Raw genomic sequence first — 18,888 nt, forward strand, 5'->3', positions numbered from 1 at the left:
CGCGCTTCACAGGTACGTGCTCCACAGCTCTGTTTGCTCTGCCCGGGCCGACCCACCCAGTGGTCCGGTACCCCCCTCGCAAAAGGAGTCTGCGTGAGATCCACGCCCAGCCGTCGCGCCACCGCGACCGGCGCTCTGATCGCTGCCGCCGCCATGATCGCCGTCACCGTCCAGGCGGGTTCCGCCACCGCGGCGGACGACCAGTGGACGGTCGCTCCGAAGGCCCAGGCCGGCACCGCGGCCAACCCCGGCAAGCTGCCGGCCGACCTCTCCCCCGCCGAGCGCAGCGCGCTGATACGCGCGGCCGACGCCGACAAGGCGGCGACCGCCAAGGCCCTCGGCCTCGGCGCCCAGGAGAAGCTCGTCGTCCGCGACGTCGTGCAGGACCGCGACGGCACGACCCACACGCGCTATGAGCGCACCTACGCCGGACTCCCCGTCCTCGGCGGCGACATGGTCGTCCAGGAGACCAAGGCCGGAGTGACCCAGGGCGTCACCAAGGCGTCCCGAGCGGAGCTGAAGAACGTCGACACCACCGCCGACGTCGCCCCGGCCGCCGCCGAGAAGCAGGCGCTCGGCGCCGCCGCCGCGGAGGGCTCGAAGAAGACCGCCGCCGAGCGCGCCCCGCGCAAGGTCGTCTGGATGGCGCAGGGTTCGCCCGTCCTCGCGTACGAGACCGTCGTCGGCGGCCTCCAGCACGACGGCACCCCGAACGAGCTGCACGTCGTCACCGACGCCACCACCGGCGCGAAGCTGTACGAGTGGCAGGCCGTCCACACCGGCACCGGCAACACGCAGTACAGCGGCCAGGTGACGCTGGGCACCGCGCCGTCGTACACGCTGACCGACACCGGCCGCGGCAACCACAAGACGTACAACCTCAACCGGGGTACGTCCGGCACCGGGACGCTCTTCTCCGGCTCCGACGACATCTGGGGCGACGGCACCCCGCAGAACCTGGAGACCGCGGGCGCGGACGCGCACTTCGGCGCCGGGGTCACCTGGGACTACTACAAGAACGTGCACGGCCGCTCCGGCATCCGCGGTGACGGCGTCGGCGCGTACTCCCGGGTCCACTACGGCAACGCGTACGTCAACGCCTTCTGGCAGGACTCCTGCTTCTGCATGACATACGGCGACGGCTCCGGCAACACCAAGCCGCTCACGTCGATCGACGTGGCCGCGCACGAGATGACGCACGGCGTCACCTCCAACACCGCCGGTCTGGTCTACAGCGGGGAGTCCGGCGGTCTGAACGAGGCCACCTCCGACATCTTCGCGGCGGCCGTCGAGTTCTACGCCAACAACGCCTCGGACAAGGGCGACTACCTCGTCGGCGAGAAGATCGACATCCGCGGCAACGGCACGCCGCTGCGCTACATGGACAAGCCGAGCAAGGACGGCTCGTCCAAGGACGCCTGGTACTCGGGCATCGGCGGCATCGACGTCCACTACTCCTCGGGCCCGGCGAACCACTGGTACTACCTGCTCTCCGAGGGCAGCGGCGCGAAGACCGTCAACGGCGTCAACTACGACTCGCCGACCTCGGACGGCCTGCCCGTCACCGGCATCGGCCGGGACAAGGCGTCGCTGATCTGGTTCAAGGCGCTCACCACCAAGTTCAGCTCGAACACCAACTACGCCGGTGCGCGCACCGGTACGGTCGCGGTGGCCACCGAGCTGTACGGCGCCGGCAGCCCCGAGGTCCTGGCCGTCGAGCACGCCTGGGCCGGCATCAACGTGGGCTCCCGCCCCGGTGGTGGCAACCCCAACCCCGGCAAGGTCTTCGAGAACGCGGCCGACGTCTCCATCCCGGACAACGGCGCCGCGGTGACCTCCACGGTCAACGTCACCGGCATCACCGGCAACGCGCCCTCCGCGCTCAAGGTGGACGTGAACATCGTCCACACCTACCGCGGTGACCTCGTCGTCGACCTCGTCGCCCCCGACGGCTCGGTCTACAACCTGCACAACCGGTCCGGCGGCAGCGCCGACAACATCGTCCAGGCCTACACCGTGAACGCCTCCTCGGAGGTCGCCAACGGCGCCTGGAAGCTCCGCGTCCAGGACAAGGCCGCGATCGACACCGGCTACATCAACAGCGTCAAGCTCACCTTCCCGTAACACCGGGTGAGTGACGGACGCCCGGAGGGCTCGTTCCCTCCGGGCGTCCGCGCGTTCGTGCTTAGGCTGGTGGGCATGATCAGAGTGCTGCTCGCCGACGACGAGGCGATGATCCGGGCCGGGGTGCGGGCGATTCTCGGTGCCGATCCGGGGATCGAGGTGGTCGCCGAGGCCGGGGACGGGCACGAGGCCGTCGAACTGGCCCGCGGGCACCGCCCGGACGTCGTGCTGCTCGACATCCGGATGCCGAGGCTCGACGGGCTCGGAGCGGTGGCGGAACTGCGCCGTGCGGCACCGGAGACGGCGGTCGTGATGCTCACGACCTTCTCCGAGGACGAGTACGTCGCCCGGGCCCTCGGCTCGGGGGCGAGCGGGTTCCTGCTCAAGTCCGGTGACCCCAGGGAGCTGCTCTCGGGGGTGCGGGCCGTGGCCGGTGGGGCCGCGTTCCTCTCGCCCGAGGTCACCCGACGGGTCATCGACCGGCTGCCGGCCGGGCGGCTCTCCCGGGCGGCGGAGGCGCGGGAGCGGTTGGAGCCGCTGACGGGGCGGGAGCGGGAAGTCGTCGCGCTGGTCGGCTCCGGCCTCTCCAACGGCGAGATCGCCACCCGGCTGCACATCGTGGAGGGCACTGTGAAGGCCCATGTGAGCGCCGTCCTGGCCCGGCTCGGCCTGCGGAACCGGGTGCAGCTCGCGATCCTGGCGTACGAGGCGGGGCTGGTGGATCTCCTGGACGGTCGGGACCACTGACTTTCGTCAGGGGTCTCGATCCGGGCCGTCCGGCAAGCTGGGTGGATGCGGCGTGAACGACTTCGGGATCTTCTGCTCGACCTGGGACTCTGGGGGCTGCTCGGCACCCCCGTGCTGTTGCGCCTCGACCCCAATGACGGCGGCTCCTGGAGTCAGGTCGCCGTGGGGATCGTCGTCCTCGGCGCGGCTGTGGCGTGCTGCCGGGCGCTGCCGCTCGTCTCGCTCGCCCTCGCCGTCGCGCTGAGCCTCGCCACCTCCCCCGAGCTGTTCACCGCGCCGTACGCGCTCGCACTCGTCGTCTTCGGCTATCTCGCCGGGCGGCGGCAGCAGCACACCCGGGCCGCGCTGGCCCTGTTCGCCGCGGTCGCGGTGCTCGGCTTCGCGCTCGTACCGCTGTCGGACGGAAACGTGTCCCAGGGGTTCACGGTCGTCCTGGTCCTCGCCCTGGCGATCGTCGCGCCCTGGCTGACGGGCCGATACGTACGCCAGTACGCCCGGCTCGTCCGGGCCGGCTGGGAGCTGGCCGCGCGCATGGAGCGCGAGCAGGCCGCCGTCGCCGACCGGGAGCGGCTGCGTGAACGCTCCCGCATCGCGGGCGACATGCACGACTCGCTCGGTCACGACCTCGCGCTGATCGCGCTGCGCGCCGCCGCGCTGGAGGTCGATCCCGGGCTCGGCGCCCGGCAGCAGGCCGCCGCCGGGGAACTGCGCGTGGCGGCCGCCGACGCGACGGCCCGGCTGCGGGACATCATCGGTGTCCTCAGGGCGGACGAGGAGGAGGGGCCGGGGGCCGCCCCGACGACGCCGGTCGGGGAGACGGTCGAGGAGGTCGTGGAACGGGCGGGCGCGTCCGGGCTGCGGGTGGAGCTGACGGAGACCGGCCCGGACGGTGAGACACCGCCGATGGTCGACCGCGCGGTTCACCGGCTGGTGGTGGAGTCCCTCACGAACGCGGCCAAGCACGCGCCGGGCGCCCCGGTCCGGGTCGCGCTGGAGCGCACGGACGACACGCTGACGGTGTCGGTGTCCAACGGCCCCGGCACCGGCACGGCAGCCGACGGACCGCACGGCCGCACCGGCAGCGCCGGCCTCATACCTGGCCGTACGGGCACGGACACAGCCGACGGACCGCACGGCCGTACCGGCGTGGCCTGTGTCGGATCGGACGCGACGCATCCGCGGGACGCCGACGGTCCGTCGAGCCGTGGACAGGCGGCGGCGCGGGCCACCGGCGGGGCCGGCGGCGGCGGCGACCGCCCCGTCGGCTCCGTCCCCGCCCGCCCCGCCCCCGGCGGCACCGGCCTCGTCGGGCTCGACGAGCGCGTGCGGCTGGCCGGGGGGCGGCTGAGTCACGGTCCGGACGGGGCGGGCGGGTTCGCCGTGCGGGCGGTGCTGCCGCTGGAGCCCGGTGCCGCGGCGGCATCCGGTGCGAGCTCCGGCTCCACCGGAGCGGCTGCCGCCGCGCAGCCTGCCGCGCCCACTTCCGTACGGGAGCGGGACCTGGCCCGGCGGGAGGTGCGACGCGGGCTCGCGCGGGCGATCTGGATCCCGCTCACGCTGGTCGCCGCGCTCGGTCTCGTGATGCTGCTCTTCGGGCTGTGGACGCAGTCCCGGTCCTTCCTGGACCGGGACGACTACGACTCGCTGCGCGTCGGCGATCCGCTCTCCGCCGACGCCGAACGCCTCCCGCCGCACCCGCTGGACGGACCGCCCGCCGACGCCCCGCCGGAGCCGCCCGGCCTGGACCGGTGCCTGTACTACCGGGCGACGATGACGGCAGCCGTGCCCGTCTACCGCCTGTGCCTCGTCGATGGGCGGCTCGCCGACAAGGCACTCGTGGGTTGAGCCGGCGTCAGTTCGGGTTCCCCGCGTGGGTCAGCGTCTCCCAGGAGACGAAGTAGTTGTCCGTGCCGGAGGGCCGGTGTCCCTCCGTGTAGATCTGCGTGTTGGTCATGGAGATCCCCATGCGCCCGTTGAGGGCGTTGAAGCCGACCTCCGTCACCCGCCCGAGGCCCGGCTTCACCGTGCCACCGCAGAGCCAGGACGGGATCGCCGTACCGTTCTCGTACTTGGTGTGGAAGCCGAGCGCGTGCCGCAGCCGTTCGGAGACCTGGGGGTAGAGGTCCGCGCCCTGGATGCGGCTGGTCTCGGCGGTGTGGACGGCGGCGGCGAGGCCCCAGCCGGTGTGGCCGAAGTCCCGGCAGGTCTCCTGTGAGAGGCCGTCGGCGAAGGTGGACTGGCCCTGCCAGTACTTCACGATCTCGTCGCGGGTGTCGATGCTGCTGTTCGGCGGCGGCTTGGGAGTGGCACCGTCGGTGGACAGGTAGATGTACGCGGGGACCCGGCCGAGATAGGTCTTCACGGCCTTGTCGTAGGCCGCGCGGTCCTCCAGATGGACGGCGATGCCGAGCGCGGCCTCGGTCATGATGAGTTCCCAGTTGCCGTTCTTCGTCGCGGCGCCGTTGATGATCTCGGGGAGATAGACGTTGCGGAGCATGGTCGCGAAGCGGCCCGAGTTCGCCCAGCCGCCGGTGTAGGTGTGCTTGATGATCTCGGCGGCCCGGGGCCAGGAGGAGCCGGCCCAGCCGGTCTGGAGCGGGGCGTTGGAGTTGGTGTGGTCCTTGATCACGGCCGACCAGGCGTCCATGATCTCGATCGCCTTCCGGGCGTGCCGGTCGTCGCGGGTGATGTACCAGGCGAGCGCCTGGGTGTAGGCGGCGACCGCGTCCTGCCGCTCGTCCGTGCAGCCGTTGTTGGGGTTGGAGGACGAGCCGCACTCGACGATGGCGCGCGGCTTCGGCGCGCGCGTCAGGGAGGCGTAGGAGCTCGCCATCATCTGGTCGTGGGCGGCCTTCCAGGGCTGCGCGCCCGCCTGCACCTTCGCCCGTACGAAGTCGAGCTGCGACCGGCTCACGACGACGCCGGGGTGGGTGAAGGTCGCGGGGGCGGCGGCCCCGGCGGGGGCGGCCGGGCGGGCCGCCGGGGCCTGTTCGGGTCCGGCGGCGGCCGTCGGCGCCGACGTGACGGCGACGGCCGCCGCCAGGGCGGTGGCGAGGGCGGGGACCAGGGCTTTGAGGCGCATGCGGGGGGTGCCTTTCGTTCCTGTATGTGAACGTCGAGCGGGTGAATGAACTCCGCGTCGAGCGTGGAACTTAGAGGCCGTCCATGGACACGTCAAGACCTTGGTCCATACCAGTCAGGGCGTCAGGTCAGCGCATCAGAACGCCCGCCCCCTCCCCCGTCGTCTCCGTCGGCAGGGCCACCAGACCCAGCTCCGTCTGCGAGGCGAGCAACGGATGGGAGGGCAGCACCCGGACCGTGCAGCCGTAGGGGCCGGTCCGGTCCAGGACGAGGGAGCCCTCGTACGGCACCCGGCCCTCCAGATCCGGTCCGCCCGCGGGCTTCAGCGCGCACACCCGCGTGTCGACCAGCGCGTCGTCGGGCGTGACCCGGCCGGCGACCGCCTGGACCTCCACGTCGTCCGGCCGCAGTTCGCCGAGCGCCACCCGGACCCGTACCGCCGTCGTGGCGCCGAGTTCCGCGTCGGCCAGGTCCTCGCCGACCTCACCGATCTCGATGTGGTCGAGGGCGACCTTGGGCCAGGCGCCACGCACCCGCCCCTTCCAGTCGGCCAGCTCCCGGGCGGTGCGCGCCGGGAGCGCCCGGTGGGCCAGCGCCGCCGGGGCGTACAGCTTCTCCACGTACTCGCGCACCATCCGGTCCGCGAGCACCTTCGGGCCGAGGTCGCCCAGCGTGCGGCGCACCATCTCCGTCCAGCGGGCCGGCACCCCGTCCGCGCCCCGGTCGTAGAAGCGCGGGGCGACACGGCGCTCGATCAACTCGTAGAGCGCGGCCGCCTCCAGGTCGTCACGGCGCTCCTCGTCCTGCGCCGCAGCCCCGTCGGCCGTCGGGATCGCCCAGCCGAAGTCGGGCTCGAACCACTCGTCCCACCAGCCGTCCAGGACCGACAGGTTGAGGCAGCCGTTCAGGGCGGCCTTCATCCCGCTGGTCCCGCAGGCCTCCAGGGGGCGCAGCGGGTTGTTGAGCCAGACGTCGCAGCCCGGGTACAGCTTGCGCGCCATGGCCATGCCGTAGTCGGGCAGGAAGACGATCCGGTGCCGCACCCGCGGATCGTCGGCGAACCGCACCAGCTCCTGCACGAGCCGCTTGCCACCGTGGTCGGCGGGGTGGGCCTTGCCCGCGACGACGAGCTGCACCGGCCGCTCCGGGTGCAGGAGCAGCGCCCGCAGCCGGTCGGGGTCGCGCAGCATCAGCGTGAGCCGTTTGTACGAGGGGACCCGGCGGGCGAAGCCGATGGTGAGCACGTCGGGGTCGAGAACGGAGTCCGTCCAGCCGAGTTCGGCGGCCGCGGCGCCCCGCTGCCGCCAGGAGGCCCGCAGCCGTTCCCGTACCTCGGTCACGAGCTGTTCGCGCAGGGTCCTGCGCAGCTCCCACAGCTCCCGGTCGTCGGCCCCCGCCGAACAGCGGCCGACCTCGGGCGCGGTCCATGTCGGCGCGTGGACCCCGTTGGTGATCGAGCCGATCGGCACCTCCTCCGGATCGAAGCCCGGCCACAGACCGGCGAACATCCCGCGGCTGACGGCCCCGTGGAGGGTGGAGACGCCGTTGGCACGCTGTGCGAGCCGCAGGCCCATGGCGGCCATGTTGAAGAGCCCGTGCTCGCCGCCGAGCGGGGTCTCGTCGCCGAGGGCGAGGATGCGGCCCACGTCGACGCCGGGAAGCTCGCCGTCCTCGCCGAGGTGGCGGGCGACGGTGCTGCGCTCGAAGCGGTCGATTCCGGCGGGGACGGGCGTGTGGGTGGTGAAGACCGTTCCCGCGCGGACGGTCTCCAGTGCCGCGTCGAAGTCGAGGCCCTCGCCCGCCAGCTCCCGGATGCGTTCGAGGCCGAGGAAGCCGGCGTGGCCCTCGTTGGTGTGGAACACCTCGGGTGCGGGGGTGCCGGTGAGCCGGCAGTACGTGCGGACGGCGCGGACGCCGCCGATGCCGAGGAGCATCTCCTGGAGCAGCCGGTGCTCGCTGCCGCCGCCGTACAGCCGGTCGGTGACCTCGCGTTCGGCGGGCGCGTTCTCCTCGACGTCGGAGTCGAGCATGAGCAGCGGCACCCGGCCGACCTGCGCGATCCAGATGTGGGCGTGCAGACTGCGGCCGCCGGGGAGGGCGAGGGTGACCCGGGCGGGTGTGCCGTCGTTCTCGCGGAGCAGTGCGACGGGCAGCTCGCCGGGGTCGAGGACGGGGTAGTGCTCCTGCTGCCAGCCCTCGCGGGAGAGGGACTGCCGGAAGTAGCCGTGCCGGTAGAGCAGGCCGACGCCGACGAGAGGGACGCCGAGGTCGCTGGCGGCCTTGAGGTGATCGCCGGCCAGGATGCCGAGACCGCCGGAGTACTGCGGCAGGGCCGCGGTCACCCCGAACTCGGGTGAGAAGTACCCGATCGAGGCGGGCAGCCTGCCGTTCTGCTCCTGGTACCAGCGGGGGGCGTGCAGATAGTGGTCGAGGTCCTCGGCCGCGGCGCGCAGCCGGGCCAGGAAGTCCTGGTCGGCGGCGAGTGCGGCGAGGCGGTCGGCGGAGACGGTGCTGAGGAGTTGAACCGGGTCGACGTCCTCGCCGCAGCGGGCCCCCGGCCGGCCGGCGCCGTCGGCGTCGTCGCAGGAACCGATGACGGGGTCGAGGGAGTCGAAGAGTTCACGGGTCGGCTCATGCCAGGACCAGCGCAGGTTCCGCGCCAGTTCGGTGAGGGGTCGAAGGGTGTCGGGGAGGACGGGACGCACGGTGAATCGACGGATTGCCTTCACGCGTTCCACCTTCGCAGGGGAGTACGGAGCGGAGCGGACGCACCACGCTGTGCAGCCGACAGAGCATCCCCCTGACGGTAGGCCACGTCGTCCTCCCGGACCACGGCGCGCGGGGGTCGCGCGCCGTGGCAGGGGGCGGTGGCGCGGTGTCAGGGGAGCGCGCGGTGCAGGGGCGGCGCGCGAGGTCAGGGCAGCGCGCCCAGTGGCACGGTGTAGGGCGACCCCTGGTTGACGGCGGTCGGTTCACAGGCGCCGGTGGCCGCGTAGCGCGCGGCGATCGCGGCCAGCTCGGCGGCGGGGATCACCTCGTGGATGTCGGTGAACCCGTGCGGGGCACGCTGGTGCGCCAGATCGATGACGACCTCGGGGCCGAGCCGCCGGTTGGCGAGCTGGAGTGCGGTGGTGGCGGGTCTGCGGTCGCGCTCGTAGGCGGCGAGGGCCTCCGCCGGGTCACGGTGGAGTGCGAGGGCGTGGGCGAGGGCCCGGGCGTCGACGACGGACTGGGTGGCTCCGTTGGACCCGATCGGGTACATCGCGTGGGCCGCGTCGCCGATCAGGGTGGTACGGCCGTGGCTCCACCGGTCGAGGGGCTCGCGGTCGACCATGGGGTACTCGTGGGCGGTGTCGGCGGCCCTCAGCACCTCGGGCACGCTGACGCCGTCGAACTCCCACCCCTCGTAATGGTGCAGGAACGTTTCTACAGGGACGGGACGGTTCCAGTCCCCCCGATACTCCTCGACCGCGGCGCCGGCGGGCCGGGCGAGCGCCCAGTTCACGAGGACGTCGCCGCCCGCCCGGCGCATCGGGTAGACCACGGCCTTCTGCCGGTCGTCGCCCGCGATGAACATGAACGAGCCGACGGCGCGGGCCGGCAACCGCGAGACGCCGCGCCACACGAGCTGCCCGTTCCAGGGCGGGCTGCCCTCACCGGGGTTGAGCGCCGCCCGGACGGCGGAGCGGATGCCGTCCGCGCCGACGAGCACATCGGGTTCCAGGGAGGCCCGGCCGCGCCGGGCGCCGTCGCGGTGCTCCAGCTGGACACGGGGCCGGCCGTCGGGCAGCGGCTCCACCCGGGTGACCCGGACCCCGGTGACCAGGGCGGCCGCGCCGAGCCGTTCCCGTACGGCGTCGGCGAGGACCTGCTGGAGATGGGCGCGGTGGATCGAGAGCTGCGGCCAGCGGTACCCGGCGCCGAGCCCGCGCGGCTCACGGGAGATCAGGCCTCCGGAGCGGTGGTAGTAACGCAGTTCGCGGGTGCGCAGGGCACCGGCTTCCAGGCGCGGGAGCAGCCCGAGCGCGTCGAGCTCACGGACGGCTGGCGGCAGGAGGTTGAGGCCGGCGCCGACGGAACGGTTCTCCCTGGCGGACTCGACGACGGTGACGCGGTCGAATCCGGCGGCGTGCAGGCCGAGGGCGGTGGTGAGTCCGGCGATACCGCCTCCGGCGACGACGATGTGCAGCAGCCCGCCGCCGGGCAGATCGCGACCACCGTCCGGGAGGAAGGGCTCGTACGGGGTGCCGTGGGTCATCGAGCCCTCCCTCAACACGACGATCCGCCGGAACGTGGGCCGCTCGCGCGACCGGAACGGTCTCCGTCCGAACGGTCCGAACGGCCGGAGCGGTCCGAACGGTCCGAACGGTCCGAACGGTCCGAACGGTCCGAACGGTCCGAACGGTCGGATCGACTGAGAGCCGCGGCGCGGTCCGAGCGACTGAGAGCCGTCGCGCACTCCGAGCGGGCTCCGGTCGCGTGCCGCGCCATCGTCTCGTTGTCCCGGGTCAGGTCGAGGATCGAACGCAGCAGGGTGATCGGGGCGCCGCCGCTCCCCTCGTCGTAGAGCCGCAGTTCGTCCGCGTACGCCTTGCGGGCGACGCCCAGGTGGCGGGCGCGGAAGGTCTTGAGGATGCGGAGCACCCGGCCGAGGGCTTGCGCCGAGGCGGCCAGTTGCGGGGGAAGCCGCTCGACGTTCTCCCAGCTGATGGCCGCGGAGAGCTTGCTGACGGCGGAGACACCGCCCGCGTGCCGGGCGTGGAAGTCCCGCCAGGACGGCAGGCTGTACTGGATGGAGCCGGCGAGGAACGCGTCGTAGACCGGATTCGAGCGGTCGCACTGCCAGAGCGTCAGATCGACCAGCCAGAGCGGGATCTGGGCCGCGGCGGGGCCGAGGTAGTCGCGTCCCGCGATGTCGACCTCCTCGAAGTAGGGGCGCAGGGTGAGCGCGAAGAACTCCGGGCTGACGTGGGTGACCGTGTGGTCGATGGAGTCGACCGTCGACCGGAGGTGCCGGCCGATGCGGTCGAGGGCGCAGGCGAAGCCGGGGTCGTACGGTTCGAGCCGGGCGAGCCGGGAGCAGGTGTCGAGGGCGGCGACGAGCCCCGGGAACACCATCCGGACGGCTTCCTGGAGATGGGCCTCCATGGGGTGGCCGGTGTACATCCGCCGGCGGGGCCCGGACGGGTTCCAGGTCGTGTAGTGGTGCACGGTGTCGCGGGGCACCATATCGGTGCGACGGCCCAGGAGTTCGAGGACCGGGAGGACTTCCGGGACTGCGGCCACGGGCTGGACGCCGTGCCGTTTGAGCGAGCCGAGCAGGATGCCGAGGTCGCGCATCGCGGCGAGCGCGTCGATCACGCTCCACTCGGCGGCCAGGTCGGGGTCGGGGACGAGGGTGCGCAGGGCGACCGTGAGCGCGGGTGCGTCGGCGTCGGCGTTCATCGCGGGCAACGCGGCGAGGACGGCGTCGGCGCCGAGCGGGTCGGCGGCGCATATGTCGGCTAAGCAGTAGCGAGGGTCGCCGCGTTCTTCGAGTCGGGGCGCGACAAGGTCGTACAGGGCCAACGGAATGCCCTTTCCGGTCGGGGCGCGTTCGCCTCGGGGGCGCGCGTCGAACGGCCGCGCTCCCCTTCGGCTCACTCGCCGGGGTCTACGTGGTCACCGTGGTTCGGCCACTCGCCCGCGGCGTGGCGGCGCCGGGGTGGGCATGGGCAGGCGCAAGCGTACGGAGATCAACGTGGCGACGGCGGCGAAAGCCCCTCCGACGAGCAGAGCGGCCCGGAAGCCGTCGGTCTGGGCGGCCGCGGTGGCTGATTCGGTACGGGTGGTGGCGACGGCCACGAGGACGGCGAGGCCGAGGACCGAGCCGAACTGCTGGCTCGTGTTGACCAACCCGGAAGCGAGTCCGGTCTCTTCGGGAGCGGCCTCGGCCGTGGCGGCCACGTTCGTGGTGACCATGACGAGCGGCAGGGCGACGCCCAGGACGAGGCTCGGGGCGAGGACCGTGGTGAGGAAGCCGCCGTCGGGGGTGAGCCCGAGGGCCAGCCAGATCGTGCCGGCACACAGCAGCGCGAAGCCGAGGGTCATGGTCCGGGTCAGTCCGAGCCGGAAGATGAGCCGGCCGGTCTGCGGGGCAACGGCGACGACCACGAGGGAGAGGGGCAGCAGGCCGAGACCGCCGCCGAGGGGTGTGTACCCGAGGACGCTCTGCAGATGGACGCTGACCAGGAAGAACATCGGGAACAACGTCATCTGGGCGAGGCCGCTGAGGATGTTGGCGCGCCGGAGGGCGGGCCTTCGCAGGACGGCCGGCGGGACGAGCGGCTCCGGCGTGCGCGTCTCGACGACGGCGAATGCGGCGAGGAGAACGAGCCCGCCGGCGCCGGCGGTCACGGTCGTCGGGGACAGCCACCCGGTCTCGGCGGCGCCGACGAGCGCGTAGGCGACGAGCCCGAGGCCGCCGGTGCCGGTGAGGGCCCCGGCGAGGTCGAAGCGGCTGCCGCCCTTGGTGCCGCGGGCTCCTTCGAGCAGACGGAGGGCGAGGGCGCCCAGGAGCACGGCGGCGAGGACGTTGAGCCACAGGGTGGACCGCCATCCGAGGAGATCGGCGAGGACTCCGCCGAGTACGGTCCCGAGGACCCCGCCGAGGCCGCCCATCGCGGCGAACACGCCGAGCGCCTTGTGCCGGACGGGCCCGTCGGGGAAGAGGACGAGCAGCAGCGCGAACGCGGCGGCCGCGGCGAGCGCGGCACCGACGCCCTGGGCGGCACGGGTGGCGATCAGGGCACCCGGACCGGGCGCGAGGGCACCGACGGCGGAGGCGACCGCGAGCAGCCCGAGCCCGGCGAGGAACACCCGCCGATGCCCGAGCAGGTCCGCGACCCGCCCTCCGATCAGCAACAGCCCCCCGAAGGTGATCAGATACGCGTTCGCCACCCAGGACAGCCCGGCGGCTCCGGCACCGAGGTCGGCGCCGATGGAGGGCAGGGCGACGTTGACGACGGCGGTGTCGAGAATGAGCAGCAGCTGCGTGGCGGCGAGCAGCGCGAGAGCGCCGCGCGGCGCGGGGGCGGCGGTCACTCGGCGTCCCCCGACGCTCGGGCGGGGCGCCGGGCGGCGGACCGGGCCACGGGCCGCGATCCGGCCACGCGGCGCGAGCACGCCGCTGCCGGGCCTCGGGCCGCCGCTGCCGGGCCTCGGGCCGCCGCTGCCGGGCACCGGGCCGCCGCTGTCCGGCCGCAGGCCGCCGCGGCGATGTCGGCGGCAGCACCGGCCAAGGCCGGCACCTCCCTCCCACCGGCCGTCCAAGGTCCCCTCATCGCGTCGTCCCCAGGTCGTACCCGTCCAGACATGACTGAGCCAGGCCCTCGCAGTGGTCGGCGGCGCCCGCCCAGGTCTGCATGGTCAGATAGACGTGCGGGGCGCCGTGGTAGAAGCGCTCGTACTGCTCATGCCGCCCGGCGAACTCCGAACCGAGCGCGTCCCAGGCGAGCTTGAGAAGCTTGACGCGGTCCTCGGCGGGATGCCCGGGGGTACGGAAGTACTGCTGTACGAGTCCGCCCAGCTCGGGGTGGAGCAGGTCGCGGCCGCTCGCCGGGGTCTGGACGAGCGCACCGCCCGCGAGCAGCTTGATGTCCTGGACGGCCCGGGGGTACAGCTCGCCGGCCATGATGCGCTGGGCGAAGGAGATGTCCCGCCCGGGCCGCACGCCGCCCCGCCCGCCGTCCACTTCCTCGTACGACGCCTCGGCGGCGAGCACGAAGGCCTTGGCCTGCGCGACCATCCCGAGGAGCCGCCCGATCGCCTGGGTGACGGCCGGCAGCGTGTCGGTGCCGTTCGACCGGGCGATCAGAATCGCGAGTCCGGTGAGGAACTCCAGCTTGGTCCAGAAGCGGGTGGCGGACTGGTGCACGAGGTTCAGATAGGCGGGGGTGTCCCACCACATCGCGGCGGTGGCGGCGGGATCGCGATAGGTCAGCACGCGCTCCCACGGCACGAAGACGTCGTCGCAGACGAGCAGCGCGTCGTTCTCGTCGTAGCGGGAGGAGAGCGGCTGGTCGAAGACGGACCGGGCCTGCCCTTCGTACGAGACCCGCGAGATGAGCTTGAGCCCGGGCGTGTCCACGCGTAAGGAGAACGTCAGCGCCCGGTCCAAGTCCCCGGCGGCGAGCGGCTCGATCGTCCCGACGAGGATCTCGTCGGCGAAGACCGCGCCGGTGCCGATGGTCTTGGCGCCGCGTACGACGATCCCGTCGGCCCGGTCCTCGACGACCCGCACGCTCTCGCCGGCCGGGTTCGTGAGCGTGAACGCGCAGTGCAGTCCGTCTTCGGCGAGCCGCCGGTGGTACGCGAGCGCGTTCTCGGCCCCGCCGAAACACTCGGTGTCGAACACCTCGGGCACGGCGGCGAACCCGGCGGCGCCGGAGGCCATGTAGTCGGGGGTCCGCCCGAGGAACCCGTAACTCGCCTCGGCCCACACCTTGTACGCCCGGCGGCGCGCGACCAGATCCTCGTACGACCGAGGCACGGCGTACGCGCGATGCACCCCGCCCTGAACGAGGGCGGGCGCCTGCGGCGAGTCATGGGCGAGGTCGAAGAGCCGGGCGAAGGAGGCGGCGGTGGCCCGGAAGGCGGGATGCGTGGTGACGTCCTTGACCCGCTCACCGTCGAGCCAGACCTCGCGCCCGTCGCGCAGCGCCTCCAGATACTCGTGCCCGGACCTCGTCACGTCAGCATCGCCTCTCCTCGCGAACCACGACAGCACCCGCAGGGCGGGCACCGCCCCGAGCCTTCATCGCGGGGACGGCGGGAGGCAATGAACGTCCGTCCAGCGCTCCTTAAGAACCGTCCAGCCAACTCGGGTTCACGGGGGGGGTTCGCGCACTTGGGAGGCGCGCTACCCGACGGGAGGCTGCTCCTCAGGCCTCAGCACGTAGGTCCCCATGCCGGCCTCGGATCGCGTGAGCCCTTGCTTCCGTACGGCTTCCATGGCCCGCTGCGCCGTGGAGTTCACCACCCCGAACTCGTTGGCCAGCTGGACCACGCTCGGGATCTTGCCGCCGGGGGGATAGGTGCCGTTGCGGATGCGCTCAACGATGACGGCCGCGATCTGCGGCCACATCGCGCGAGTTCGATCAATGGACATGAGGCCATCTGAGTACGCCTCGGTATTCTTCGCATCTTCAGTACACCTCGGTATACTTCGGTATGCTCGTCCCAGACGAGACCCCCGCGACCTTCCGACGGGTCCGGGGGCATGGCCAACGCTTCGAAGGAGCGTCGACATGTCAGACCTTATCCGCGCCCTCGCCCTATGGGTGAGGCTGCTGCTCGCACCGAGCCCCAGCGACCGGCACCAGACACGCACCGTCGCGTTCCGCCCCGCGTTCCGCCCCGCGATCCAGCCCCCGGAGCCGGCGCGACTTTCCGCCCCGCGCTCCCCGTACGGGCTGGACGAGCCGCTGGACGCCGACGAAACGGCCATGGTCCGGCCGTACCTCCTCGCGCACGAACGGCGGGCGCGCCAGCTCCAGCGACGGCTCGCCCTGGTACTGGCGGCGGATTTCGGCATCGACCTGGACACACGGGACATGCACGGGCTGGGGGTGGCCTGATGGACGCATGCGAGGTGTGCGGTACGACCAAAGGCCCATTGACCACGGTCACGACGGCCGCCAACGGCCGGCACCAGGTCTGCCACCGGTGCGCAGCCACCACCCCACCACCCAGCCCCCGCAAGCCGGTCCGCATGTGCGTCCGCTGCGCCCAGGTCACCACGACCCCGATCACCGTCTCCGAGGTCCACCAGGCCTCCGGCCCGGGCTTCAACGTCTACGCCTGCCCCACCTGCGCACCACACTTCCCACCCCTGCCGGACGCGCTCGACCTGCTCGCAACTGGCTGGCGCGGACGGGAAGGCGACGAGCAGTGATCACCGACAGTCGCCGTCTCTAGAGTGCAGCCCCCAGCTAGCGGCCCGCGCTGGGGACAATTCCCGGCAGTCGCTGGAACGGCTGTTCACTGCCAGCGGCTGCGGGAACCCTTCGGCCAGCGCCTGCATAACGATGGCGGTGCGTCGGCGTCAAAGCCGAATGAGTCGGCCAGGCCATGAGACCTCCCCAGCGCCCTCAAGCCCACGGATCTCGACCGGATTCCTCGATTCGCCTCTCCTCGACCTCTGTCAGGAATCGCGGGGTCGAGACGCCCCACATGGATGCGCCGGACAGCGGATGTCTTGGATGCTGAGCCCGAAAGACGCGCACGAGGAACTCCACCATTCCGCAGCCATAGAGCTCCCAGGCGTCCCGACCGCGCGCCTGGGCGCACTCGGCCTGCGGCGGTACGCCGGAAGCATGACGAAGCGACGTCCGTATCCGAGCGATCTGTCCGATGCGCGCTGGGAGTTGATCGAGCCGGTGCTCTCGGCCTGGCGCTTCGAGCGCCGTGGCCGGGCCCTGGACTTCGGCCGGCCGCCCGAGCACGGCCTGCGCGACATCATGGACGCGATCTTGTACGTCGACCGGACCGGGGTCCAGTGGCGCTACCTCCCGCACGACTTCCCCCACTGGAACACGGTCTACGGCTACTTCGCCAAATGGGCCGATGAGGGCGTGTTCGCCCAGCTCAACGGCCTTCTCCGGCAGCTCTTACGGGAGAAGGAGGGACGGGACGGCGAGCCGTCGGCCTGCGTGATCGACGCTCAGAGCGTCAAGACGTCCACCAGCGTCCCCGCCGCCGGCCAGGGCGTCGACGCCGGGAAGAAGATCGTCGGCCGGAAGCGGAGCATCGTCACCGACACGCTCGGACTCCTGCTCGTGGTGCTGGTCACCGCGGCGAGCGTGCAGGACTCCGTCGCCGGCGCCGCGCTGCTCGACCGGGTCGCCGCCGAGCACCCCGGCATCCGCAAGGTCTGGGTCGACGGCGGCTACCGCCAGCACCTCGTCGAGCACGCCGCCGCCCTCGGCATCGACATGGAGATCACCGGCCGCAAGCCCGGGACCAAGGGGTTCACCCCGATCCCGAAGCGGTGGGCGGTCGAGCGGACCTACGGCTGGCTCATGCTCCACCGGGCGCCTGGCCCGCGACTACGAAACCCTGCCGACCCGGTCCGAAGCGGTGGTCCACCTCGCCATGACCGACCTCATGGCCCGCCGCCTCACCGGCGAGAACACGATCTCCTGGCGCGCCCCGAAGAAGGCTGCCAAACAACCCATCCCGGGATGAAACATCGGACGAAAAACGACCTCTTAGGGACAGGCGCGTTTCATGACGGCGCGGGCGCGCCCGCACAGCGCTTCGCCCCACCGATCGAAGATTCGGCGGGGCGAAGCGTTTACACCTGGGAGGTATTCGACGTCATCCCGCCGGCCGGAAGCGACGTCAGTCGTCGTCCGCCTCCAGTTCGTGGACCTCGGGCCATTCCGGCATCCAGTCCGTCTCGATGTCCCCGCGGAGGGTGCCCACGAGCCATTCCTCAAGGGGAAGGCTCGTCTCGTGCCAGTCACCCCAGTTGCGTCGGAACGCGGAGACCGTCCAAGGCTCCCCCGGGCCGTGGGGCACGAGGAAGAGTCGGTCGCCGTCGATCGTGTGGCCCCAATGGAGCATCCCCGCCGCTTCCGGCAGGACGGGATCGACGATCAGCCGCGATTCACCGCGCTTCACGTAGCCACTCATCCACTCTCCCTTCTCCTCCAGGGAGAGCGGGCCGAAGAGGTAGAGGAAGCCGTCGACCATCACGTCCCCGTAGGACGACAGCACGCGGTGAACTTCCGCGGGCAGGTCGACTCCCCACGCCTGCTCGACGCCCGCCAGGGTGCGCTCGGGCCAGGGAGAGCGCCCCAGGATCCGGGACAGATCGTCAGAAGACGAAGACATCCGCATTCCTTTCCGTTACCAGCATCTGTACGTGGCCGCGGCCGTGTTGTCGAACTCGCATCGCACATCGACCGTTCCCGTGGAGAAAAACTGCACCTTGGTCGGCATCACCGAGGAAGGGTCGTCGTATACAGGAATGACCTGAACGAACTGATGCCCACCCTTCTTGATCGAATTCACGACCTTGTCCTCGGCGTGGTCCCACATGGCCTGGTTGGCAGTCTGGTACATGGAGACGAAGTTGCGCGTATCCGTGTTCGAGCCACCCATGGCGAAGCCGATGAGGTGACCGCGCGAGCGGTTCTTGAGCGGGAGCCCCGTCAGTCCCGGGAGAGGGAACCCGAGACCCGGCCGCGGCGGCGGCACGTAGTCGTCCTTGGTCAGGTCGGCGTACGCGCCGGTGGCGACGCACGCGCCGGCCTGACGCTTCCGCGGCAGGTAGATCTTGTTGGCCACACCCTGCTTGTTCGTGTCCCAGCCGAACCCGGTGTCACACGGCTTGTCGTCGGTTCCCGTACGGGCGCCGCCGCCGTCGTCGTCGCTCCCCGGGACAGGCGCGTAGCCGGCGAGCGGTACGACTTCGTCAGGCGTGAGCGGCTGCATTGCCTCCACGACAGCGCGGTCGATGGCTTCGCTGACCTGGCGCGCATTCTGCTGTGACTGCTGTTGTATGCGGGCTGTATTGATCTGAGGCTTCGGTGCCGGCCGCGAGGGTGCCGGCCTCGGGTGCTTCCCGGTGTTCGGGTTCTTCGGCTCAATCTTTTGAGCGGGGCGAGTCGTGCCCGAATTCTGCGTCTTCCCGCGACTGCCGGATGGGTTCTGTCCGCGGCCGGTCGTTGGTGGCTTCGTGCTAGTCCCACGGCAGGTTCCGCGCGCCGAGCAGCCTCGAGGGGTTGTGCTTGTGGTCCTCGTCTTCGGAATCTTCGGCTGAGCCTTCTGCTGAGGCCTCGAGTGAGGTTGGTTCCCACAGCGCTTGCTGCTGCACGAGTCGAAGTCCCTCGACCTGGGCTTCGTCCCGGGGCTCCTCTGCCGGTTGCGAGTGGGCGTCTTGGTCGTGGG

Annotated in this window: 14 protein-coding genes and 1 pseudogene; 6 read left to right on the forward strand and 9 right to left on the reverse strand. The window is 71.9% G+C overall.

From position 1 onward, the window contains the following. The first annotated feature begins 93 nt into the window (after positions 1-93). From ACZ561_RS27380 to ACZ561_RS27390, 3 genes are all read left to right on the forward strand, one after another. Positions 94-2,124, forward strand: a complete 2,031-nt coding sequence (locus ACZ561_RS27380) for a M4 family metallopeptidase (RefSeq protein ID WP_470999730.1) — start codon at positions 94-96, stop codon at positions 2,122-2,124. Positions 2,125-2,199: 75 nt separating this feature from the next. Further along, positions 2,200-2,871: a response regulator gene (locus tag ACZ561_RS27385; protein ID WP_470999732.1), complete on the forward strand. Its 672-nt coding sequence runs from the start codon at positions 2,200-2,202 to the stop codon at positions 2,869-2,871. A gap of 45 nt (positions 2,872-2,916) precedes the next feature. Continuing rightward, positions 2,917-4,716: a sensor histidine kinase gene (locus ACZ561_RS27390; protein ID WP_470999734.1), complete on the forward strand. Its 1,800-nt coding sequence runs from the start codon at positions 2,917-2,919 to the stop codon at positions 4,714-4,716. Between the two features lie 7 nt (positions 4,717-4,723). On the opposite strand, the gene ACZ561_RS27395 is transcribed toward ACZ561_RS27390, so the two are convergent. The 7 genes from ACZ561_RS27395 to ACZ561_RS27425 form a co-directional block, all read right to left on the reverse strand. Then, positions 4,724-5,953, reverse strand: a complete 1,230-nt coding sequence (locus ACZ561_RS27395; RefSeq protein ID WP_470999736.1) for an alginate lyase family protein — start codon at positions 5,951-5,953, stop codon at positions 4,724-4,726. A 127-nt stretch (positions 5,954-6,080) separates the two neighbouring features. Then, entirely contained in the window at positions 6,081-8,681 is a 2,601-nt protein-coding gene (gene glgP, locus ACZ561_RS27400; RefSeq protein ID WP_470999738.1) for an alpha-glucan family phosphorylase, read from the reverse strand. Between the two features lie 185 nt (positions 8,682-8,866). Continuing rightward, the gene (locus tag ACZ561_RS27405) at positions 8,867-10,210 is read right to left on the reverse strand and encodes an FAD-dependent monooxygenase (protein WP_470999739.1); all 1,344 of its coding nucleotides are present in this window, start codon (positions 10,208-10,210) and stop codon (positions 8,867-8,869) included. An 11-nt stretch (positions 10,211-10,221) separates the two neighbouring features. After that, positions 10,222-11,520, reverse strand: a complete 1,299-nt coding sequence (locus ACZ561_RS27410; RefSeq protein WP_470999741.1) for a monodechloroaminopyrrolnitrin synthase PrnB family protein — start codon at positions 11,518-11,520, stop codon at positions 10,222-10,224. Positions 11,521-11,613: 93 nt separating this feature from the next. Beyond that, positions 11,614-13,035 (reverse strand): MFS transporter, encoded by a 1,422-nt coding sequence (locus tag ACZ561_RS27415; protein ID WP_470999743.1) that lies wholly within the window; start codon positions 13,033-13,035, stop codon positions 11,614-11,616. 235 nt (positions 13,036-13,270) lie between these two features. Further along, positions 13,271-14,683 carry a 4-hydroxyphenylacetate 3-hydroxylase family protein gene (locus tag ACZ561_RS27420; protein WP_470999745.1) on the reverse strand — a complete coding sequence of 471 codons (1,413 nt, stop codon included), beginning with the start codon at positions 14,681-14,683 and terminating at the stop codon, positions 13,271-13,273. A 168-nt stretch (positions 14,684-14,851) separates the two neighbouring features. Beyond that, on the reverse strand, positions 14,852-15,100 hold the full coding sequence (locus tag ACZ561_RS27425; protein WP_470999747.1) for a GntR family transcriptional regulator: 249 nt from the start codon (positions 15,098-15,100) through the stop codon (positions 14,852-14,854). Between the two features lie 139 nt (positions 15,101-15,239). Between ACZ561_RS27425 and ACZ561_RS27430 the strand changes: the two genes are divergently transcribed. The 3 genes and pseudogenes from ACZ561_RS27430 (at position 15,240) to ACZ561_RS27440 (ending at position 17,178) form a co-directional block, all read left to right on the forward strand. Further along, a complete protein-coding gene (locus tag ACZ561_RS27430; protein WP_470999749.1) occupies positions 15,240-15,569 on the forward strand; it encodes a hypothetical protein in 330 nt (109 codons plus the stop codon). 38 nt (positions 15,570-15,607) lie between these two features. Then, a complete protein-coding gene (locus tag ACZ561_RS27435) occupies positions 15,608-15,886 on the forward strand; it encodes a hypothetical protein (RefSeq protein ID WP_470999751.1) in 279 nt (92 codons plus the stop codon). A 421-nt stretch (positions 15,887-16,307) separates the two neighbouring features. Then, positions 16,308-17,178 (forward strand): annotated as a pseudogene (locus ACZ561_RS27440) (IS5 family transposase). Between the two features lie 156 nt (positions 17,179-17,334). Here the strand turns inward: ACZ561_RS27440 and ACZ561_RS27445 are convergent. Then, positions 17,335-17,829 (reverse strand): hypothetical protein, encoded by a 495-nt coding sequence (locus ACZ561_RS27445; RefSeq protein WP_470999753.1) that lies wholly within the window; start codon positions 17,827-17,829, stop codon positions 17,335-17,337. 15 nt (positions 17,830-17,844) lie between these two features. After that, a complete protein-coding gene (locus ACZ561_RS27450; RefSeq protein ID WP_470999825.1) occupies positions 17,845-18,432 on the reverse strand; it encodes a DNA/RNA non-specific endonuclease in 588 nt (195 codons plus the stop codon). Positions 18,433-18,888 lie beyond the last annotated feature (456 nt).

Source organism: Streptomyces sp. NPDC039609 (assembly GCF_055596705.1).